At 60.4% G+C, this 20,090-nt stretch carries 19 protein-coding genes and 2 pseudogenes; 11 read left to right on the top strand and 10 right to left on the bottom strand.

The genetic code is table 11. From position 1 onward, the window contains the following. Window positions 1–375: 375 nt before the first annotated feature. Window positions 376–1,257, bottom strand: coding sequence for a transcriptional regulator GcvA (gene gcvA, locus ACD590_RS04160; protein WP_439002211.1), 882 nt, complete (start codon window positions 1,255–1,257; stop codon window positions 376–378). Between the two features lie 123 nt (window positions 1,258–1,380). On the opposite strand from gcvA, the gene ACD590_RS04155 reads away from it, so the two are divergent. Then, entirely contained in the window at window positions 1,381–2,085 is a 705-nt protein-coding gene (locus ACD590_RS04155) for an SDR family oxidoreductase (protein WP_439020847.1), read from the top strand. Window positions 2,086–2,176: 91 nt separating this feature from the next. Further along, entirely contained in the window at window positions 2,177–2,746 is a 570-nt protein-coding gene (locus ACD590_RS04150) for a pyridoxamine 5'-phosphate oxidase family protein (RefSeq protein WP_439002209.1), read from the top strand. A 73-nt stretch (window positions 2,747–2,819) separates the two neighbouring features. Here the strand turns inward: ACD590_RS04150 and ACD590_RS04145 are convergent, their stop codons facing one another. Together ACD590_RS04145 and ACD590_RS04140 are read right to left on the bottom strand one after the other, a co-directional pair. Beyond that, complete coding sequence (locus tag ACD590_RS04145) at window positions 2,820–3,077, bottom strand: GlsB/YeaQ/YmgE family stress response membrane protein (protein WP_112906193.1); 258 nt, start codon at window positions 3,075–3,077, stop codon at window positions 2,820–2,822. Between the two features lie 167 nt (window positions 3,078–3,244). After that, on the bottom strand, window positions 3,245–3,463 hold the full coding sequence (locus ACD590_RS04140; protein WP_439003510.1) for a hypothetical protein: 219 nt from the start codon (window positions 3,461–3,463) through the stop codon (window positions 3,245–3,247). Between the two features lie 502 nt (window positions 3,464–3,965). On the opposite strand from ACD590_RS04140, the gene aac(6') reads away from it, so the two are divergent. Both aac(6') and ACD590_RS04130 read left to right on the top strand, forming a co-directional pair. Then, window positions 3,966–4,409 carry an aminoglycoside 6'-N-acetyltransferase gene (aac(6'), locus tag ACD590_RS04135; protein ID WP_412104588.1) on the top strand — a complete coding sequence of 148 codons (444 nt, stop codon included), beginning with the start codon at window positions 3,966–3,968 and terminating at the stop codon, window positions 4,407–4,409. A 161-nt stretch (window positions 4,410–4,570) separates the two neighbouring features. Next, complete coding sequence (locus ACD590_RS04130; protein WP_439020957.1) at window positions 4,571–5,413, top strand: protein-L-isoaspartate O-methyltransferase family protein; 843 nt, start codon at window positions 4,571–4,573, stop codon at window positions 5,411–5,413. Between the two features lie 766 nt (window positions 5,414–6,179). Here ACD590_RS04130 and lhpI read toward each other — a convergent pair. Then, a complete protein-coding gene (gene lhpI / locus ACD590_RS04125; protein WP_439002208.1) occupies window positions 6,180–7,925 on the bottom strand; it encodes a cis-3-hydroxy-L-proline dehydratase in 1,746 nt (581 codons plus the stop codon). Window positions 7,926–7,995: 70 nt separating this feature from the next. After that, window positions 7,996–8,646: a helix-turn-helix domain-containing protein gene (locus tag ACD590_RS04120; protein ID WP_439002207.1), complete on the bottom strand. Its 651-nt coding sequence runs from the start codon at window positions 8,644–8,646 to the stop codon at window positions 7,996–7,998. A gap of 213 nt (window positions 8,647–8,859) precedes the next feature. Here ACD590_RS04120 and ACD590_RS04115 point away from each other — a divergent pair, with 213 nt between their 5' ends. Continuing rightward, the gene (locus ACD590_RS04115; protein ID WP_439002206.1) at window positions 8,860–9,375 is read left to right on the top strand and encodes an Ldh family oxidoreductase; all 516 of its coding nucleotides are present in this window, start codon (window positions 8,860–8,862) and stop codon (window positions 9,373–9,375) included. Between the two features lie 11 nt (window positions 9,376–9,386). Continuing rightward, the gene (locus ACD590_RS04110) at window positions 9,387–10,349 is read left to right on the top strand and encodes an ornithine cyclodeaminase family protein (RefSeq protein ID WP_113542571.1); all 963 of its coding nucleotides are present in this window, start codon (window positions 9,387–9,389) and stop codon (window positions 10,347–10,349) included. 197 nt (window positions 10,350–10,546) lie between these two features. Here ACD590_RS04110 and ACD590_RS04105 read toward each other — a convergent pair whose 3' ends face one another. The 5 genes and pseudogenes from ACD590_RS04105 to ACD590_RS04085 form a co-directional block, all read right to left on the bottom strand. Next, window positions 10,547–12,157, bottom strand: a complete 1,611-nt coding sequence (locus tag ACD590_RS04105) for a DUF1254 domain-containing protein (RefSeq protein WP_439002205.1) — start codon at window positions 12,155–12,157, stop codon at window positions 10,547–10,549. A 459-nt stretch (window positions 12,158–12,616) separates the two neighbouring features. Further along, window positions 12,617–13,405 carry a transglutaminase-like domain-containing protein gene (locus ACD590_RS04100; RefSeq protein WP_166480419.1) on the bottom strand — a complete coding sequence of 263 codons (789 nt, stop codon included), beginning with the start codon at window positions 13,403–13,405 and terminating at the stop codon, window positions 12,617–12,619. A gap of 104 nt (window positions 13,406–13,509) precedes the next feature. Next, window positions 13,510–13,758: pseudogene (locus ACD590_RS04095) on the bottom strand (TetR/AcrR family transcriptional regulator); the annotation flags it as partial. A gap of 16 nt (window positions 13,759–13,774) precedes the next feature. Continuing rightward, window positions 13,775–16,207, bottom strand: coding sequence for an arylsulfatase (locus tag ACD590_RS04090; RefSeq protein ID WP_439002204.1), 2,433 nt, complete (start codon window positions 16,205–16,207; stop codon window positions 13,775–13,777). Window positions 16,208–16,611: 404 nt separating this feature from the next. Next, window positions 16,612–17,205: a TetR/AcrR family transcriptional regulator gene (locus ACD590_RS04085; RefSeq protein ID WP_439002203.1), complete on the bottom strand. Its 594-nt coding sequence runs from the start codon at window positions 17,203–17,205 to the stop codon at window positions 16,612–16,614. A gap of 154 nt (window positions 17,206–17,359) precedes the next feature. On the opposite strand from ACD590_RS04085, the gene ACD590_RS04080 reads away from it, so the two are divergent. The 5 genes and pseudogenes from ACD590_RS04080 to ACD590_RS04060 all read left to right on the top strand — a co-directional run bounded on the left by ACD590_RS04080 (window position 17,360) and on the right by ACD590_RS04060 (window position 20,087). Continuing rightward, window positions 17,360–17,758 carry a RidA family protein gene (locus ACD590_RS04080; protein ID WP_018241042.1) on the top strand — a complete coding sequence of 133 codons (399 nt, stop codon included), beginning with the start codon at window positions 17,360–17,362 and terminating at the stop codon, window positions 17,756–17,758. 331 nt (window positions 17,759–18,089) lie between these two features. Beyond that, on the top strand, window positions 18,090–18,407 hold the full coding sequence (locus tag ACD590_RS04075) for a PepSY domain-containing protein (RefSeq protein ID WP_018449574.1): 318 nt from the start codon (window positions 18,090–18,092) through the stop codon (window positions 18,405–18,407). A gap of 16 nt (window positions 18,408–18,423) precedes the next feature. Next, window positions 18,424–19,020, top strand: a complete 597-nt coding sequence (locus ACD590_RS04070) for a general stress protein (RefSeq protein WP_439002202.1) — start codon at window positions 18,424–18,426, stop codon at window positions 19,018–19,020. A gap of 86 nt (window positions 19,021–19,106) precedes the next feature. Continuing rightward, window positions 19,107–19,364: pseudogene (locus ACD590_RS04065) on the top strand (SRPBCC domain-containing protein); the annotation flags it as partial. Between the two features lie 123 nt (window positions 19,365–19,487). Further along, window positions 19,488–20,087 (top strand): c-type cytochrome, encoded by a 600-nt coding sequence (locus ACD590_RS04060; protein WP_439002201.1) that lies wholly within the window; start codon window positions 19,488–19,490, stop codon window positions 20,085–20,087. Window positions 20,088–20,090 lie beyond the last annotated feature (3 nt).

The following is a 20,090-nucleotide window of genomic DNA, read 5'->3' as shown; positions in this document are numbered from 1 at the left end:
GCCGCAACACGTTTCGGAGATTTTCGGAGTTCGAGTGTGGTGAGGGCCGGCGCCCATTGCAGGGCCGCCGGGCTCCATTCTTCGTCCGCTTAGAGGGCGCAAAGCAGCCCTATCCTTCGACAACGAAAAAAGTCCGCTTCTGGGCCGAAAGTGGACGACTACTGATTTCGGAAAGCGCCGATCGGTGCCCATCATTTGATGATGCGGTATCGTCTCGTCAAAGCTTGCGCCCACTCTTCCGCGACGGCCGAGGGTTGCGAAGAAGAGCTCCGAAAATCCAAACAACGAAAGACCACACCAACAAGTACACAAATGCCCATTCCGGATAGTAACCTTCTAGGAGAAAATTGGGCCAGGAGAAAATTGGAATTGCCGTCAGCTCTGCACCTGCGAGCGCAGCCAGTCCTGAAGCTTGTCGACCGCTTCGGACTTCCGATATCGCGGCTTCACCAGATAGAAGTGCGACCGTGCTCTGAGGGCGCCGTCGAAGACCTGCCTCAGCCTGCCCGCCTCGATGTCGGTCGAGACGAAAGCGCGGGTCGCCACAGCGATGCCCTGTCCGGCGATTGCAGCTTCGATCGCGTGCGATGTCTGTGAGAAGCTGATGCCGCGAAACAGCGTGGCATCACCGCCGCCGAGGAAGCGATCGATATATTCGGGCCAGGAATTATGGGCATCGTGAAGCAGCGTGTAGTGCGAGAGTTCTTCCGCGTTCTCAGGCTCGGCGCCCTTGGCGACGAGGCTTGGATTGCAGATGGCGATGATCTCCTGCTCGAACAGCAATTCGGCGGCGAGGCCTGGACCGAAGGGAGGGCTGCCATATCGGACGGCGAGATCGACGCCGTCGACCTGGAAGCTGGAAATGCGGTCCGTCGCCAGGATGTGGAGATCGAGATCGGGATGTCTCGAGGTAAAGTCCGGAAGACGCGGGATCAGCCATCTCGAGGCGAAGGTCGGTGTCGTGCTGACCACCAGTTTGACCGGCTGAGGCTTCAGGTTCGCCGTCGCGTTTGCGAGCAGTTCGAAGGCGCGCCTGACGTCGGCGACGTAGCTTCGCCCCTCGCCGGTCAGCGCCAATGACTTCGGCAGGCGCTCGAACAATGCCACCCCGAGTTCCGCCTCGAGCCCGCGCACGTGCTGGGCAACAGCTCCCTGGGTGACGCCGAGCTCTTCGGCCGCCAGCCGGAAGTTCAGATGACGCGCCGCCACGTCGAAGGCCTTGAGGCCGTTGAGGGAGGGAAGATTGCCGATGGACATGGACTCTCGATAGTTTTTTTACTGGGACATTTCACGAAAACTGGTTCGCTCTCGCTTGAAGCCCATGGTATTCGAAGGATCAGAGCCCGGCAATGGGTGCAAAATCTGGTAGGGAGAGCGACGATGGCAGTAGAAAAGGTAGCGATCATTACGGCTGGCGGCAGTGGCATGGGTGCGGAAGCCGCGAGGCGGCTTTCGGCCGATGGCTTCAAGATCGCCATCCTGTCCTCGTCAGGCAAGGGCGAGGCGCTTGCCAACGAACTGGGCGGCATCGGCGTCACCGGCTCGAACCAGTCCAACGACGACCTCAAGCGCCTGGTCGACGCATGCATGGAAAAGTGGGGTCGGATCGACGCTCTCGTCAACAGCGCAGGTCACGGTCCGCGTGCGCCGATCACCGAGGTCACCGACGAACAGTGGCATACCGGCCTCGACGTCTATCTGATGAACGTCATCCGTTCGGTTCGCCTGGTCACGCCGATCATGCAGGCGCAGAAGTCGGGCGCAATCGTCAATATCTCCACCGCCTGGGTGGCCGAACCGTCGGCGATGTTCCCGACCTCGGCCGTCTTCCGCGCCGGGCTCGCCGCCTACACCAAGATTTACGCCGATACCTATGCAGGCGACGGCATCCGCATCAACATTGTGCTGCCGGGCTGGATCGACAGCCTGCCGGCGACGGAGGAGCGCCGCGACAGCGTGCCGATGAAGCGTTACGGCACCAGCGCCGAAGTGGCGGCGACGATTTCCTTCCTCGTTTCCGAAGGGGCGGGCTATATCACCGGCCAGAGCCTCAAGATCGACGGCGGCCTTACCCGGTCCGTCTGACAGGATCGCTTACAACGCCAGGGAGAACAGCGATGTGCTGCGACTACGTCAAGGCCGGTGAGATAAAGAAGGCCGAGGCGGAGGCAACACTGTGAACCTCACCGAGGTCGATGCATCGGCCTGGGCCGAGCTGGAAGGTGCTGCCGCCGATCCGCAGTCGGCCTTCCGCTACCTGAACCTGTGTTCAGTCGACGCCGGCGGCCGGCCGCAAGCCCGCATGGTCGTGCTGCGGCGCGCGGATGCGGCGCGACGCGCCCTGGAAATTCATACGGATATCAGAAGCCCCAAATGGCAGGAAATAACGGCCAATCCTTTGGTCACCCTCCTCGGCTTTGGCCCGCAGGCGAAAGTGCAGCTTCGCCTTCAGGGATCGGCCGAACTCCATGGACCGGCAAGCGAACGCGCGACTGAAGCCTGGAGCCTGCTGCCGCGATCGACGCGCAGTACCTATATGGGTGGGCCGCCGGGCGACGAAATCGGCGAGCAGCCGGCAAGCGAGGCAGCGGACGCAGACGCCTATGGACGGGCCTTCTTCGGGGTGCTGATATTTCGGGCCGAGACGCTGGACTGGTTCCAGCTGCGCCACGCCGACAACCGACGCGCAGTCTTTGCCTACGACCATCGGGGCACGCTGACCTCCTCCCGCTGGGTCAATCCGTGAACGCCGGACGACCACGCGTGAGCGCGCGAAAACGCGATGAAGGCGGCCGGTTTGCGGGCCGCCTCCTGTTTGATCAGGCCGTACGTCTGACCATTCTCGCAATGGCTATCAGGATGCAGGCTCCGATGAAGCCCGCGATCAGATAACCCAGCCAGCCGCCAAGGGCGACGCCGAAGAGCGACAGAATAAAGTTGGCGACGATGGCGCCGACAATACCGAGAATGATGTTCATCAGCACGCCCATGTTGCTCTTCATGAGCATTTCGGCGAGCCAGCCGGCAATGCCGCCGATGATGATTGCGGCGATCCAGCCGATACCTGCACTTTCCATAGCAATTCCCCATTGTGAATGATTGATCAGCCGGCGCCGGCTATCATGTCTCGCCGATCGAGCTAAACCGATGGCCAAGCGACAACACTATAACCTTCCGCCGCGCCAGTTGGTTCCATAAGCCCGCGTCCGCAAGAGGTCGCGTGCCCCGCGCGATCTGGTTCAGGTCACCTGTCGGCCGCGGGCCAATCGTTCGCAGGCTCCTCTATGACGGCAACGTCGTCGTCCGCAGGGTCAGGATCGCGCTCAAGGGCTGTGCGCAGATTGCCGATTTCCTTGATGATCGCATCGAAGACGTCCTGCTGCCTTGCCCCGGCCACGACGCAGTCGTCGACGAGCTGCTCCAGCTTCGCGCGAAGTTGCTCATGACCTTCTCCTCCTCTGATCGATCCACGCGGAGCATGGTCGCTCGCGTATTCCACCCGCTTTGATGGGCAGGCGGCGCGATGAGGCCGCGGCGAACGGGTAAGGTGCTCTCCTGGCGTTTCCGCCCGCACCGAGAAATCGGAAAAACCGGTGCGTTCACCATCTCCGTCACGTCCGATTGGCACGCCGCGACCTCGGCGGATTAACCGATAGCCGCAGCAACGGTTCCGCCCTGCCCGGACTCTTTGCGTCCGTGAAACCGTCTCGCCTTTCACCTCTGGAGCCGATATGCAAGTCCGGCATTTTTTTCGAGCCCGAGACTATGCCGAGGCAATCCCTAAAGTCCGCGGCTTCCCGGTCCAGCCCGGCATATTTCCCGCTGTGCGCGCGGCGAATTTGCGCCAATGGCAGACATTGCCGGCATCGCAAATCCGTCTATTCTGCGAGGTTGCAAAAGTCAGCAAAACAAGTGTCGCTTTCATCCGGAATTTCGCGACAAAAGAGAACCACAATATGGAATCGATTATCGAGATTGCGACCATAAAGGATGTTGAGTCGTGGGCGGAGCTTCGCGCTGCGCTGTGGCCGCATCACTCGCTCGAAGATCATCGAGCTGAGTTGGGCCGGGCGTTTCTTTCAGAAAGTGGAGAAGCCATCGCGTTCATCGCTCGAAATGCTGCGAATGAAGCTGTCGGGTTTGCTGAGGCCACTTTGCGACATGATTATGTGAATGGATGCAGCAGCTCGCCCGTTCTATTCCTCGAAGGGATTTTCGTCCGGCCCGTTGACAGGCGAAAGGGTATCGCACGATCGCTTTGCAATGCCGTTGCCGATTGGGGAAAGTCGCTTGGGTGTGTTGAGTTTGGCTCTGACGCGCGGCTTGAGAATTCAGCCAGCCATGCGCTCCATACTGCTCTAGGATTTGAGGAGACACAGCGCGTCGTGTTCTTCCGAAAGCCACTGTAGGCCGGTGTTGCCCTTCCACGAGGATGGTTTGCCGCACAAATCCTAAGACTTGTTGCGTCAGAGATTTTGGTCGCAAAATGCGTCGCAGGTTTCGGGAATTTTGCGACAGGGAACTATTCATCGGAGTTGATCTGCTGATGACACCGGACGAATTGAAGATCGTGCGTCGAGCTTATGCGAAGCAGATCACGGCGGCTGTGAAAGTTGTCGATGAGCGTGTTGAAACTGCTTTTGCCGAAGTGCCGCGAGAAGATTTCCTTGGTCCCGGTCCGTGGCCGATCTTCCGAATGCGAAAAGCCTATGTTCCGACCCCGGCGGCCGACCCGGTTTACCTCTACACGGATGACATTGTTGGTATCGTCCCTGAGCGCCACATCAACAACGGACAACCGTCACTTCATGCCTTCCTGCTTTCGCAGGCTGCGCCGCGAGCAGGCGAGCATATCGTGCATGTTGGCGCTGGTGCCGGCTACTATTCTGCGATCATGGCGAAACTCGTTGCCGCATCCGGCAAGGTGACGGCGATCGAGTTCGAGCCGGAGCTTGCTGTGCGGGCAAAAGCAAATCTCACTGCCTATCGGAATGTTTCCGTGGTTCCGGGCGATGGCAGCTCCGCAGCTTTCGATGCAGCCGATGTGATCTATGTGAACGCCGGCGCAACCCGACCGGCGGATATCTGGTTGAACCGGCTCAATGATGGCGGAAGGCTTGTCCTACCGCTTACGACCGATCTTGGGTTTACCAGTAGCAATTGGAGCAACATGCACCTTCGCGGAGCTGTGTTCCTCGTGACGCGCAGGGGTGAGGAATTTCACGCGCAATGGATTTCGCCGGTGGCCATCTTCCCCTGTGAAGGGATGCGCGACGCGGAATCGGAAAAAGCGCTTGCGGCGGCGTTCGAGAGCGGGGAGCACAAGAGGGTGACGCGGCTGTACCGCAACGATGAGGTGCCGGCCGAACGATGCTGGGTTCGCGCTTCCGGCTGGTGTCTAGCCTATGCTTAGGTAATAAGCCGGCATCATACCGTCGCACAAATCCTGACTTTTGCGACACTCCGGTCTTTCCTGAAAGCGTTCGAGGATTCTCGCCGCAAAACTCTGTCGGAAAAGTTGGAGTTTCGTGGCCGCTTCCGCGCTCAAGAACGTGATCGATGTGTGGCCCTGGTTGGCGGTTCGATCCTCGCGAATCCTGTTCTGCGGGATGAGGTCGCGGCGAACGGGTGAAGGTGCTCTCCTGGCGTTTCCACCCGCACCGAGAAATCGGAAAAACCGGTGCGTTCACCATCTCCGTCACGTCCGATTGGCACGCCGCGACCTCGACCGATTAACCGATAGCCGCAGCAACGGTTCCGCCCGGCCCGGACTCTTTGCGTCCGTGAAACCGTCTCGCCTTCACCTCTGGAGCCGATATGCAAGTCCGGCATTTATTTCGAGCCCGAGACTATGCCAAGGCAATCCCTAAAGTCCGCGGCCTCCCGGTCCAGCTCGGCATATTTCCCGCTGTGCGCGCGGCGAATTTGCGCCAATAGGCGACATCAGGCGCTGTCCGCATGACCCCTAGGCGAATTGGGGACATCGGAAATGAGAGTTGACCTACAAGCTCGGCAGGTCGCGGGCATGCCAGGTGCATCCAGCGGATTTCTAACTTGCCCTACGTTTCGAGCACGTCCACGAACGTGGCGATGGAGACGGTCAAAGAAACTGGAGCGGCGGGACGCGGTGCGCGCTCTGAGGCACCCGCGGTGCCCGACCAATACGATGACCCGCAGAGTTATTGCGAAGGCGACGGTCCCCAAGCAGGCGGTACCCTGCCGATCACTTGACCGCGAGCGGCGTCGACGCAGTCGGCCAGTGTGCCGATACGCAATTTCCTCCCGGTCAATCCGGGGCCGTAGTGAGCGAACTTGGCAGAGTTCGTGATGATGGTCTCAGCCGTCTGCGGAATCACTGGCTCCCCGAGCATGCACCAGCAGGTGTCGGTGATGAACTGAACGCCGAACTCCCTCAGCTCCCGGATCAGTCCGGCCTCCGAGGCCCGGAGGAACGTGTCCCGATTGCAGGTGACTAGGACGTGGACATCGGGATGCTTCTTCGTGCCGCGACAGAGCGAAGCCAGCTTGCCTATCTCGTCGAAGGAAAAGTGCGGATTGCCTAGGGCGACGAGCCCGATGAGTTCGGCCTCGGCATTCAACGAGGCCCACTCGGCCGCGAGATCGGCCGGCCGGACATCGTGTCGGGACAAGACGGTTCCCGCCAGCACGTCTTCGAGGCTTTGAGCTTCCGGCGTGACACCGACGATGTGGAACATCGGCGAACCGGAGGTCGTCGCGAAGCCCGCGCCGAAAGCCTTGAGGTCGTCAAGGTTGGGCTGCCAGCTCTCCAGACCCCTAAGGACCGGGATCGCGTCGCCGACCAGCTTTCCGACATGATAACCCAGAAGCGGATACACCATATCGTCATGCGCGGCGAACCCGGACACCTCGACTACGATCGTCGCCTTGCGGTTCTCGGCGACGTGAGCGCCCGTCAACGGCGCGCGGCCCGTGAGGGCAATGCAGAGGTCGAGATAGTCGGGATACTTCGTGGTCCGCGCACCCAGCACGCTGTTCGCGTAGACGACCGCGTTCGACTCGGCCCACACGACCTGGTCGCCGAGCTTAGGGGCAGTGTCGAGTTGATAGGGCGCACAGGTAAACGTCTTCTTCGCCCCCATCGACGCGTAGGCTTCGCCCAACTCCGAGGCCGGACCCGCCAGTTCTGCGGCGACACCCTGTTCCCGCCATCGCATCTGGTCCACGGAGATCGAGTTGAGGGAGGTCGGGACAATGACCGCAGCGCCCCAGCCGAGCATCCGCTTGGCAAATTCGAGGCTCGTCGGTCCGGTGTAGATGCACCCGTCGACATGGACCTGGGACACGTCGATCAGTTCCTCGGCATCTTGTATGTCCGCCATCCGGGCGGTCACCTTCATGGCGACCTGGGCAGCCTTGCCCATCTTGCCGTCGAGGATGGCACGGTCGCGTTCGGTCAGCCGGAGGGAGCCAACATGCGGGCGCTCCAACCGTGCTGGAGCGGCCGATGGACCGGACGACGCCCCCACAAGCACGAGGTCGCCGTCGATGCTCGCCTGCGAACAGTCGGCAAGCGCCTCGAAGTCACGCTCGGAGATCTGGACGACAGGGATCGATCGTCCGAACACCTCTTCGGCCACGATCACGCCGAGCGAGAGAATCTCCTCCTGGCGAGAAACGACGATGCCTGCCGGAGCGTTGCCATTGACGATGAGCTCCATGATCACGCTGCTGCCCGTGCACGAGCCGCGGCCACCGGGGATCGCCAGAATCTTGCCTGAAAGGTTCCTTCCCGAAAGCGGATGATGGCGGTCGATCACCTCGCCCGAAAAGGAATCGACGCCTCCCCAGAAACTGAGCGCGGTGTCGCTGAATTCCACCTGTCCGGCGGCCCGGCCGCGGACAAGCGCTTTGCCGACATATGTCTTAGGAGCTTCGACACCCATGGTGAACAACCTTTCAGCGCGAACGAGAGTTTCCTATCGGAAACATGCGTTGGCCGCAAGCGGGTTTGGATTAGATATCCAGAGCGATCTGGGTGCACACCCAGACGACTTGCGCGTCCTCAGGACCGACCGAGACGCAAGCGTGTCCCATCTGACTGTCGAGGTAGACGGAGTCGCCCGGCTTGAGGATCGCAGGTTCGTAGTACTCCGTGTAAATCCTGACCTCGCCGCTCAGGACTATGAGGAATTCCTCGCCCTCGTGTTTAACCCAGCCGCCGAATTCCTCCAGGCTCCTGGCGCGGATCGTCGCCTTCAGGGGAAAGAGCTTCTTGGAGCGGAGTTCGGTTGCGAGCGCCTCGTAAACATATTCTTTCGTCTCGACGAAATCGCCCGCCCCCGCCTTGGTGATGCTGCGTCTCCCGGCGGGCGCGTTGGCCATGTCACTGCTGAAAAGCTCGGCGAGGTCGACATCCAAGCCGACGGCGAGCCGCTGCAGCACGTCAAAGGTCGGGGACAACTGGTCGTTCTCGATCTTGGATATGGTGGACCGCGCGATGCCTGCTCGCTCCGCCACCTTCTGCATCGTGATTTCTTTCTGCTGTCTGATCCTCTTCAGCCTAGCCCCCAGCTTTTCGCTCTCCTCCCGAAAACCCGCCGCAGGTTCTGGGAGCGGTGTGGCCTTGGGTTGTTTCCGAGCCATGTTGCGGGCGTTCGCGACCAAAGAAATCTCCTGTGAATTACCGGGCATTATCGGCAACAAATTTTGCAGCATCCATCTTGGTTTAGCCATTTGAGAGGCTTCCGAGAAGCGATCTCCGCGGAAGACCAGTTAACAAATCGCTGCTGAGCCCGTCTTGACAGCGAAACTTCTGCCATTTAAGGGAAATATAGTTTCGTATTGGAAATTTATGTTACTGCAAAACGGATGTCAAATTTGGTCACGACGCTTTCGAACCGCGGACTGCCGATCGACTTCGCGACAAGCTCAATGTCGAACGGCGACCTCAGGATTGCGGCGCGTGAAGGACACAGTGTTCCGATGGGGACTGGCATCGACGCCAGCGGCGCATTGAGCGATAGCCCATCCGACATCCTCAACGGAGGCGCCCTACTTCCGTTCGGCGGGCACAAGGGTGCTGCGGTATCCCTCATGGTCGAAGTCCTGGCGTCCGCGCTGACAGGAGGCCAGTTCTCCGCCCAGGTCGACTTCTCCGGCCACCCGGGTGCAGAGACCCCAAAAACGGGCCAGATCGTGATCGTGATCGATCCGGCACGGGGCAACAACGCTGCATTCTCCTCGCGCGTCGCCAAGCTGATCGACGTCATCCGCCAAGCCGGACAGCCCCGGCTTCCTTCTGACCGCAGATACAAGGCCCGAGAGGAAGCCGAGCGGAGCGGGATACCCCTGAAGATAGAGACATACCAATACCTTCTCTCAACCGCCCAGTGACGGAGCGCGACATGACCCTGAAAATCCTGGACGCGGCCCGGACCGCGCAGTTCCTGCCGTTCCCCGGTCTCGTCGACGCTCTGCGCGCGGGCTTCACCGACGGATGCCAGTTCCCGGAGCGCCATCACCACGCGATGAAGCGGACCGACGAGCCCGACGCGACGCTTCTCCTCATGCCCGCCTGGACCAATCCGGACGAGGCCTCCCAGTTCCTCGGCGTGAAGCTGGTCACCGTCGTGCCGGGCAACGCCTCGCGCGGATTGCCCGGTCTGGTCTCCACCTACATCCTCTATGACGGACTGACCGGGGAGCAGCTCGCCCTCATGGACGGCAACACGATCACGGGACGCCGCACCGTCGCCACCTCCGCGCTGGCCGCGAAGTACCTTTCGCGTCCGGACAGCTCACGGCTCCTCGTCATCGGCGCTGGGCGCGTGGGGAGCTTGATCCCCGAGGCCTATCGCGCGGTGCGTCCGATCGAGGAAGTGAAAGTCTGGGACATGAACCTGGAGGCCACAAGGCGAATGGTGCAAGACCTCGAAGCGAAGGGTATCCGAGCTACGGCCGTCGAAGACCTGCGCGACGCGATTGCATGGGCCGATATCGTCAGCTCGGCCACCTTGGCGACGGAGCCGATCATCAAGGGCGATTGGTTGCGGCCCGGCACGCACGTCGACCTGATCGGCGGCTTCACGCCGAAGATGCGCGAGGCGGACGATGCGACGATCGCCGCTTCAGCGCTCTATGTCGACACGCAGGAGGCGCTCCACGAGGCGGGCGACTTGGTCCAGCCTATGAAGTCGGGTCTAATCGACGAGAAATCTGTCCGGGCGACGCTGGCTGAACTTGCGCGCGCCGATGCCCAGGTTCGACGGGACTCCGTCGAGATCACTTGCTTCAAGGCCGTGGGTTCGGCGCTGGCTGACCTGGTCGCGGCGAAGATGGTCTACCGGGAACTGGGCGGCTCTGAATGATGCCGCGGAGAACCGCGATGAATAACTGAGTTCGCATGTCCGGTTGGGGCCGAAAGCAGACCCATCGCCCCATCATCATCCAATGGCAAAGGTAAACCGACGACCACAGATCGAGCCTGTGCCGCTCGGCACGTTCTTAGAAAGACCGGCACGGGCCGGTTTTTCCGAGTCCGGCGCTTCAATGTCGACCCCGGCCGTTATTTTACGGCTTCGATCTCGCTCAGCCGCCATTCTTTGGTGAAGAAGGTCTCAAGCGGACTGTAGAGCCGAAGGATCGTGAAGTACCCCTTTCCCGGCATGGTCTGAACCCAGTTCCCGTCTTTGACGCCCTCCGGCTTCTTTGGGCCGTAATACACGATTGTGGAGCCGTCATCCTCGGCGGATGCGGCGGGTGTCGGATAGCTCTGGCTGCCAGCACGCGGATAACGCTGGGGCGTTTGGAGCATCGACCGGGTCTGGTTGTCGTAGAGAGTGAACGACCAGAAAGCAGCTGCGGGAATGTTCGGCGGCAGCGTCACTTTGTAGGTCTTTGCACCATCAAGGTCTTTCTTGTCGGCGTCGAGGAATCCGATGAGATACTGCGAGCCGACGCGCGGAATGCGCATGATCATGCCTGGAGAGTCGAGGGTGTAGGCATAGTAGAACGCGGTCTTCGAATCGAGGGTCCGCGCTCCGGTCGACGGAAGCGGTTCGAACTTGCCGTCTTTGGTAAATAATGGCGGGGGCGTCTCGAAGTTGGCGCCACCCTGCCAGAGCATGTTCGTCCATGAGGAGCCGGGATAGTAGCTCCAGCCGAGAGCTTCATTCGGCCGCCAATTCAACACACGCCCTGCCGCGTTTCCGACTTTTGCGGCATCGGTCAGTATCTTCTTCATGCGGTCGTCCGGCTTGAATTCCTTACCCTTCACAATGCCAATCGCCGCCAACTGCCCTGCAAGCTCGGGATTGTAGGAGGTGGCGGGTTCGTCCTGAATATTGGCGTCGATCATCTCGAAGAACGAGTCGTCGGTCGGCGGGATGGTGTTGAACGATTTTCCACTCGCTTCGACGAATTTCGTCTCCGGAATTGCCGGACCCACTTCCAGTTTGACATCGCCCTGGAGCGCGGTCGCGATGCTCGTGCCAACGCCTCCTGGGGTGTAAGGGTATATCTTGAGCGATTTCTTGATCAGCTCGGCAGTGGGCTTCGGGTCGTTGTCGGTCAGAAAGGCCCGCGCCGCATACAGAACGCGATTTGTCTTCGACCGCGCTACAAAAAAACCACCCTCGGGAAGTGGACCATCATAGGCTGGCGGTACGACCAGATATTTTCCGCCTTCGCCGCGGTCGGGGCCGGGAAAGCCGATGTCGACGACCCATTGAAACCACATATCGTTTATGGTGCCGAGCCCCTTCGGTGGTTGCTCGATCACCATCGGACCCTTCGTCAGATCGACGACTGCCATGTAATAGAGGGTGTCGGCGTTCGGCGTGAGGAACAGCGAATTCGAGTCCATCAGTTCCGAATAGATAATGACGGAATTGTCCTCAGCACCTGCACTGATGAAGCCCTTACGGATTGCATAGGCGGATGCGCCGCCGTAGCTGTTGAGGTAGGCGTCCAGAGCCCGTGTGAAATCCAGCGTGTCGTAAACCTTGTCGACGGTCTCGGCTGTTGGAGCGCCGTCCTTGAACTCAAGCATCCCGATACGGCTATCGACTTTGTCCGGCGTAACGAGGATTGGCGGCGTCTCGTCGGCTGCAGCGACAGGAATACCACCGAGAATAGTCGATGCCAGCAGCATCATTCCGGGGAGCATGCATTTCATGACACATCCCTTTCATCGATCTCAGAGATTGACGCATTTTCGCCGGCGGGCTTTCGCAGCGAGGCTTGCTGCGCGTCGAGCAAGATTTCAAAATTGGAGCGCATGGGGGAAACCGCAACGGGTAGATTACAGTACCGTGACCGTATCATACAGGTAGCATCCGGTCGCCCGCGGAGTGGATTGCTGTTGCTGGCCGCTCGCAGGGGTAACCACCTGATTTACGTGGGATCAGTCGGCACGGGCCTCAAGGAAAGCGACGCTTGGAGGTTGCGCGCGATGATGGACAAAGCGGCGCCCCGCCCGGACTCTTTGCATCCGTGAAACTGTCTCGCCTTCACCTCTCCAGCTCGGCCTATTTCTTATTGCGCGCGCGGCGGCTTCGCGCGAATTGCGGTCATCCGCAAAGAAGGCCCAAAAGTCTTGGTCATGCAGACCGAACGGGTTCTCGATTTGGCCGAGCTACCAGTCTGGTGCAATCTCCACGAGCGGTTGATCCGGGCTTGCGGCTAAGGCGTCCAGTAACTCCAATTCACCGCCGATCACCGCGCGTTTGGGCTGAGGCGCGTCCCGCCAACGGTCCCAACTCGAAGTCTCGCGACCGTTCAGGACATAATGGTCGCGCAGCACGTTGATTTTCACGAACCACAGACCGGTAACGTTGCCATGCCCGAAGGAAGCTGGGTCTGCTTTCGCTCGCCGGCATTCCAGCCACGCTTCTCCCGCCGACATGAAGGACTGGCGTGGAACATTGGCCGGAGCGAACGAGATTTGGTTCCTCTGCCGCAGCATCTGATCGATTTGGGGATCGCACAGGCACCATTCTCCAGCGCTGGAGTCCCAGTATTCGCATACCCAGTGATCTTCCCATCCATGGGAGAAATAAGCTGCAAAACCACAGCGCACACGGGCGGGAATTTCTCTGCATCGCAGAAAGGAGCAGAGCATCAGCGCGTAGTCGCGGCAGGTTCCGACAGACCGCTTGTCGGCCGACCGCGCGATGTTGAGAGGCCGTGGATCCCTTCTTAAGACGTCGTCCAAGCGCTCCGCGATCGGCAGTGTCGTTCGCGCCGTCGAATTCAGAATCGTCTCGTCAAGGCCGTACTCTGTTATCCAATCAGAATGAACCAAGACGCCTTGAATGATTTGGATTAGAGCGCCAACCTCGGTCGGAAGTACAGCGATTGCACTGGCGTGACGACCTGGATTGGTCATTGCACTATACGGAATCCAGCGATCGACGCCTTCCATGTGTCTCTCCATCACACTGATTGGAGCACAGACTGAGTTGATTTTTGCGTAGTCAGCAAGGTCGGTAGCGGCTCGAGCCGGCACCTCGCTCAAATCTCTTTGATCTGCGGATCTTCGCTGGCGGCGATCCAGAGGGCGGCATTGAGAGCGGCGGCGCTCAGCAACCGGGCCGCCGCCTCCGGCTCAAGCGGCTTGAGGATGCCTTGGGCGATCAGCCGCTCCACCGTGCTCTTGGTCACCTGCAGACAATTGTTCTGGCTCGACCATTGCGATGGATCGCCCAACACCGCCGGTCCGTCGAGCAGAACGATGCGCTGGACTTCCGGATTGAGCGCCATCTCGATCTGCCCGGCTATCCACCTGCGCGCCCTATTTCGCCAGCCGATCCGGCCCGAGTTTGTAGGTCAGCTTGTCGATCGTCCCGGTGAAGTGGAACGGCAGCTGGTAGCTGTCGTCCACCGCCGAGCGGGTATCGCTCCCAATGTCGAAGGACTCGTCGATGGCCATGAGAAACGGAATGGTGTGAGGCATCGTCTTTTTAGCAAACTCCTTGCCATCCACCGTCATGATGCCGGTGCCACCCTTGCCGGGGCCGGGACCGTCATACTTGAAGTCGAACACGACCGTGTGCTTGCCCGGCTCGAGCGCGCTGCCGCCCAACCAGTCTTCGGCCCCCACGCCGCCCTCCCAGCGGTAGCGCTCCAGATCGAGGAGGTTGTAAACGAAGACTGGCTTGCCTTTGAGCAGGTAGAGACCGTAGCCGCCAAAGCGGCCGCCCATGGTCGCGATCATACCTTCCGCGCCGCCTTCGGGGATCGTCACTTCGGCGGTTATCGTGTAGTCCTTGTTCATAATGCTCGGAGCATTGCCCACGGGAATGTTGGCATTCGCGCCCGAGTAGGTCAGCTCCGTTCGGCCGGCGACCGCGCTCGGTCGCGGGGTAATGGCGCGTGTGATGACCGTGTTGTCCAATGGCAAGACCTGGTATTTCGCGGCCTCCGCAATGAAGACCGCCTGCAGTGCCTTTAGCTTGTCAGGATTCTTGGCCGCGAGGTCGTCGTATTGCGAGTAGTCCTCGGTGAGGTTGTAGAGCTCCCACTTGTAATCGTTGACGTCGGGAAGCTTTGAAGCTCCCATGAGCCAAGGCGCGGCGGCCGGCGTCGTGCAGGCATACCAGCCGTCCTGGTAGATGCCGCGGTTGGCGAACATCTCGAAATACTGCGTGTCGCGCTTCGACGGCGCATTGGCATTCGCTTGGTCGAACGTGTAAGCCATGCTGATGCCTTCGATCGGCTTCTGCTTGATCCCGTTGACCACCTCAGGCGCCTTGATGCCCGTGGCCTCCAGGATCGTCGGAACAATGTCGATCACATGATGGAACTGGGTTCGAATGCCGCCCACGTCCTTGACATGGCCCGGCCAGGAAATGGCCACGCCTTGCCGGGTCCCGCCGAAATGCGACGCCACCTGCTTGGTCCACTTGAACGGTGTATCAAACGCCCAAGACCATGCCACCGACATGTGCGGATAGGTCTTGTCGGAACCCCAATCTTCATAATGCAACATCTGCTCGACTTCGGGGAGGGTCAGAATTCCGTTGTAGGCGGTCATCTGGTTAAACGTGCCCTCCAGGGTGCCTTCTGCGCTGGTGCCGTTGTCGCCGCTGATGTAGATGATCAGCGTGTTGTCGAGCTTGCCCATGTCCTCGACCGCCTGGATGACCCGGCCAATCTCATGGTCCGTATAGGCCACATAGCCGGCAAAGTTCTCTGCCTCGCGCGCATAGAGTTTCTTCTGCACTAGGGAAAGCGTCTCCCATTTCGGCAGGTCATCCGGCCAGGGTGTCAATTTCGTGTTTTCCGGGATGACGCCGAGCCGCTTCTGGTTGGCGAAGATTTGCTCGCGCAACTTTTCCCAGCCCATGTCGAACTTGCCTTTGAATTGGTCTCTCCACTCCGCCTTCGGCTGGTGCGGCGAGTGGGTGCCGCCCGGCACGTAATAGACCAAGAACGGCTGGGCGGGTGCAGCCGCGTTCAGACTGCTCATGTACTTGATGGCCTCGTCCGCCAAGTCGGTGGTGAGGTTGTAGCCGGGCTTGCCAATCCATGGAAAAATCGGGGTCGTGTTTTGATAAAGGTAGGGCGTCCATTGGTCGGTCTCGCCGCCCATGAACCCGTAGAAATACTGGAACCCCATGCCAATCGGCCATTGATCAAAAGGGCCGGCCGCGCTGTACACGTAGGTAGGCGTGTTATGGTTCTTGCCAAACCACGAGGTGGCATAACCGTTCTCCTTGAGGATTTCGCCGATCGTGGCGTTCTCCAGACCGATGACGGAGTCATAACCGGGGTAACCAGTGGACAGTTCGCCGATCACCCCGTAGCCAACCGAGTGGTGATTGCGGCCGGTGATGAGAGCCGCCCGCGTCGGCGAGCAAAGCGCGGTGGAGTGGAACTGTGTATAGCGCAATCCTGCCTGGGCGACGCGTTCCATAGCCGGGGTCGAAACGACACCGCCGAAGGTGCCGGATACGCCATAGCCCTGGTCATCGGTCATGATCAGCAGCACGTTCGGCGCGCCCTTGGGTGGCGCGACCGTCGGTGGCCAGTAAGGCTTGGAATCCATGGCGCTTTCCTTGATCACGCCGCCGAACGGCACCGGCGGCGGCGGAATTTGTTTTCCGTCGATCGTGACGGTCGCGTCGGGCGATCCTGGAGTGCCAGTGATTTGTTGCGCATTTGCGCCGAAACAGCCGATCAGAATTGCCATGATCGCGGTCGATGCCATCGCAGTCGATTTCATCGTTCGAGCTCCTTAAAAGGGACGCTTGCCGAGTGTTTAACTATCGAGGATTTCTTGACGCGGGAGCAACGTAGTTACTGTAGTCTACGGGCGGAATTGGACCTGGCAGGCCGTTGAAGACGTCGCTCGCCCAGGCCCGCCGTGATCGTGATTCACTGTCTCCGGATTGCTTCGGAGAGCGGAATGCGAGGCTTCCTGCGTGTCGAGCAAGATTTCAAAATTGGAGCGCATGGGGGGAACCGCAACGGGTAGGTTACAGTACCATGGCCGTCTCATACAGGTAGCATCCGGTCGCCGGCGGAGTGGCGCTATGGGTCCCCAATAGCTGCCGCTGGCACTGCTTCGGCTTTGCCTGCCGACAAAGCTGGAAAGTTGATCGGCACCGACCCGTCGCCCTTCGCAGATCACAAACGCTCCACCAGCAGACCTGCCGCCATGGCCTGAAAAGCCTCGACCGCCTTCGGCAGCACGCTCTGCGGGTCTTCGCTGGCGGCGATCCAGAGGGCGGCATTGAGAGCGGCGCCGCTCAGCAACCGGGCCGCCGCCTCCGGGTCGAGCGGCTTCAGGATGCCTTGGGCGATCAGCCGCTCCACCGTGCTCTTGGTCACCTGCAGACAATTGTTCTGGCTCGGCCATTGCGAGGGATCGCCCAACACCGCCGGTCCGTCGAGCAGAACGATGCGCTGGACTTCCGGATTAAGCGCCATCTCGATATAGGCCGCGCCCTCGGCGAGCAGGCCCTGCCAATCGGCCCCTGCGCGCGCGCCAATCTCTTGCGCGCGCACCGCCATCTCCGTGTCGATCTGATCGACAACTGCCGCCAGCAGCCCGCGCTTGTCCTGGAAGTTGTGGTAAAGCGCGCCCCGTGTCAGACCGACATCGGCCGTCAGTTCGTCCATGGATGCTGCGGAGTACCCCTTTTCCGCAAAGGCCTTCCGCGCCGCCGCGATCAATTTAACGCGGTTTTCCTGCATCGTTTCGCTGCGCTTCCTGACCATTCCATCCCTCATTTCATATACGAAGCGTATATGGACTTGACATGCGCTCGGTATACCGCATATTTCACATACGAACCGTATACCAAATTGGACGCGAGATGTGAAGCTTTCCCTCGTGCTCATCGGTCGTTGTCAACAATGAAGAGAGATCAGAATGACCCAACGCGAAGCAATCTTTCCCGCCAACCGGCACGCTCTTTACGAAGAGCACGGCTATTCCGCCGCGATCCGATCCGGCGATCTGCTGTTTGTGTCCGGACAGGTCGGCAGCCGTCCGGACGGAACACCCGAACCCGATTTCGAACGGCAAGTGCGGCTGGCCTTTGACAATCTGAAGGCCACGCTGAGTGCCGCCGGCTGCACGCTGGATGATATTGTCGATGTCACCAGCTTCCACACCGACCCCGAAAACCAGTTCGGAACGATCATGGCCGTCAAGCAGGAGATTTTCAGCAAGCCACCCTACCCGAACTGGACTGCGCTCGGCGTCAACTGGCTCGCCGGCTTCGACTTCGAGATAAAGGTCATCGCCCGTATTCCTGGAAGTCACTGACATTGCCGGGGCCGCATCCGTCGCCGCACGAAGCGCCGGCAGGAGAGCGGCCCCGCGCTGCCACCCTCTGGGATAATTGACAGAAACACAACTTTAAGAGTTAGAGGATCGGCCTCACACCGAGAGGCTTCCTCAAGCCGCCCGTGGATCGCCGGTTACCCCTCTGTTATTGCCTGCTTACATTGCCCAGGCGCCGCAAAGAATGACCCCGTAGCGCGCCGCTTTGCCATATATTTAGAAAAATCAACCGCATAATCTCTGGGAACAAAGATCTCCCCTGCGTGTTTTGACCGCATGGATCTCATCTGATCCGCAACTGGAGAAAACACATATGAAGAAGATCGTCTTCGCGGCGGCAATTCTCGGCGCGTCCGCCGTTGCAGCCTTTGCCCAAACCACACCGGCTCCATCCAAGGATGGAAATACACCTGCGGTTGCAACCCCAGACAGCAAAAATCCGACTGCGCCCGTTGAGGGCGCCAATAGCTTTACCGAAGCTCAGGCGAAGGATCGCATTGCGGAAGCGGGCTACACCGACGTCAAGGATCTCAAGCTCGATGACAAGGGGATCTGGATGGCCTCCGGCATGAAGGACGGCAAAGCCGTCGCCATTGCCCTCGATTATCAAGGCAACATCGTCGCCAAGTAACCCAAGGAGAAGCATGATGAGAACTGTAACCGGACTTTTCGACGACTACTCGGACGCTCGCTCCGCCGTCAGCAAACTGGAAGCGGCAGGCATTCCGTCAAACGACATCAGTATCGTCTCCAACAAGGCAGGCCGCATCGATCGCGACTCTTACGTTGGCGAGGATGCCGCGACGGGTGCTGGCATTGGCGCTGCCGTCGGTGGCGCTGGCGGCCTGCTCACCGGACTGGGCCTGATGGCCATCCCCGGTGTCGGGCCGGTGGTTGCCGCAGGCTGGCTGGCCGCGACTGCGGCCGGGGCTGTCGCCGGCGCCGTCGCTGGCGGTGCCGCCGGCGGCCTGATCGGCGCCCTCACCGACTCCGGCGTCCCGGAAGATGATGCTCACCTCTATGCCGAAGGTGTCCGCCGCGGCGGCAGCCTGGTCACGGCCAAGGTCGACGATGCCCGCGCTCCCGAGGCGCAGGCCATTCTGCAAGGCTCAAACTGGGTCGACCCGATCGAACGTCGGCGTGCCTACAACGAGCAGGGCTGGACCCGGTTCGACGACACGCTCGATCCATACGCCCCCGAGCAGATCGCGCAGGAGCGCGACCGGTATCGGCGGACCGCCTAACCGGCCTTGAGCTCAACCCTCCTTGCACGTCGCAAGGAGGGTTGAAGCGGTGATCTCACGCAGAGAAGCGGGCGAGACCGTCCGCAAGACGTGCGCAGAACCGCACGTCAGTCGAGCGCAGAGGGGATCGCGAACTCGTCGTAACGCGGACATTCAATGCGCCGCCGAGCACGGTTTACAGGGCGTGGAGCCAGCCCGAGCTGTTCCAACGCTGGTGGGTGCCAAAATCGGTATCCGGCGTTTCGCTCGTATCGTGCGATATGGACGTCCGTACCGGCGGCAAATATCGGCTGGAATTCGGCTCCGGCGGTTCGGACACCATGACCTTCTATGGCAAGTACCTCGCGTGAACTCATAAAAACGCAGCCATAGTCGGATGGAGGCGGCGGGGTCCGCTCGCCAATGGTTGCATCTCCTGATAAGATCAGCATCACACTTCAGCTTAAGCCTCGATCTGGAGGCCTCGCATGCCCTGCAGCAATGCGCTCGCTCCGTTCGTCATCGCCGCTCTCGTGGCCCTCGGTCCGCTGCCGGCTGGAGCGCAGAACAATGCTGCGCCACCGCCGGCGGCAATCTCCCACAAGGCCAAGCTTTGCCAGATGTGTCACGGTAAGAAAGGTCTGCCGACTGTTAAGAACACGCCGATCATCGCCGGCCAGCACGAGTCCTCTTTGCTGATAGCTTTGCAGGAATATCGCAATGGAGAGCGCACCGGCGACCTCATGGGCCGGATCGCGAAGAATCTTTCCGACGACGACATGAAGGCGCTTGCGGCCTACTTCTCCGCACTGCCCTGGCCTGCCTACCGCGAGCCGGCCGACGCAGCGAGCATTACCCGCTTCCAAGCGCTCGACGCCGGGAAGATGTGCACCTCGTGCCACCGGGAGGATTTCGTCGGATACGCCAACACTCCGCGCGTCGCAAATCAGAAGCTGGACTACCTGATCAAAACCCTCTCCGACTTTCGCGATAACAAGCGCCCGAACGTGCCCCGCATGACGGCCTTGGTGCGCAATTTTTCGGCCGACGACATCGCTGCCATGGCTCACTATCTTGCCGGCCTCTGACGA

It is taken from the genome of Rhizobium sp. 862_C5_N1_2, assembly GCF_051811205.1.
Classification (GTDB): Bacteria; Pseudomonadota; Alphaproteobacteria; order Rhizobiales; family Rhizobiaceae; genus Rhizobium; species Rhizobium leguminosarum.
Note: the sequence above shows the minus strand (reverse complement) of the source record. Positions and strands in the feature narration are given on the sequence as shown.

Bases quoted from the DNA above. Each gene is read 5' to 3' on its own strand.
- ACD590_RS04145 (WP_112906193.1), bottom strand. From the start codon at position 3,077: ATGGAAAGTGCAGGTATCGGCTGGATCGCCGCAATCATCATCGGCGGC.
- ACD590_RS04080 (WP_018241042.1), top strand. From the start codon at position 17,360: ATGACCCAACGCGAAGCAATCTTTCCCGCCAACCGGCACGCTCTTTAC.
- ACD590_RS04090 (WP_439002204.1), bottom strand. From the start codon at position 16,207: ATGAAATCGACTGCGATGGCATCGACCGCGATCATGGCAATTCTGATC.
- ACD590_RS04155 (WP_439020847.1), top strand. From the start codon at position 1,381: ATGGCAGTAGAAAAGGTAGCGATCATTACGGCTGGCGGCAGTGGCATG.
- ACD590_RS04105 (WP_439002205.1), bottom strand. From the start codon at position 12,157: ATGAAATGCATGCTCCCCGGAATGATGCTGCTGGCATCGACTATTCTC.
- ACD590_RS04075 (WP_018449574.1), top strand. From the start codon at position 18,090: ATGAAGAAGATCGTCTTCGCGGCGGCAATTCTCGGCGCGTCCGCCGTT.
- lhpI (WP_439002208.1), bottom strand. From the start codon at position 7,925: ATGGGTGTCGAAGCTCCTAAGACATATGTCGGCAAAGCGCTTGTCCGC.
- ACD590_RS04060 (WP_439002201.1), top strand. From the start codon at position 19,488: ATGCCCTGCAGCAATGCGCTCGCTCCGTTCGTCATCGCCGCTCTCGTG.
- ACD590_RS04070 (WP_439002202.1), top strand. From the start codon at position 18,424: ATGAGAACTGTAACCGGACTTTTCGACGACTACTCGGACGCTCGCTCC.
- ACD590_RS04100 (WP_166480419.1), bottom strand. From the start codon at position 13,405: ATGGAAGGCGTCGATCGCTGGATTCCGTATAGTGCAATGACCAATCCA.
- ACD590_RS04110 (WP_113542571.1), top strand. From the start codon at position 9,387: ATGACCCTGAAAATCCTGGACGCGGCCCGGACCGCGCAGTTCCTGCCG.
- gcvA (WP_439002211.1), bottom strand. From the start codon at position 1,257: ATGTCCATCGGCAATCTTCCCTCCCTCAACGGCCTCAAGGCCTTCGAC.
- ACD590_RS04085 (WP_439002203.1), bottom strand. From the start codon at position 17,205: ATGGTCAGGAAGCGCAGCGAAACGATGCAGGAAAACCGCGTTAAATTG.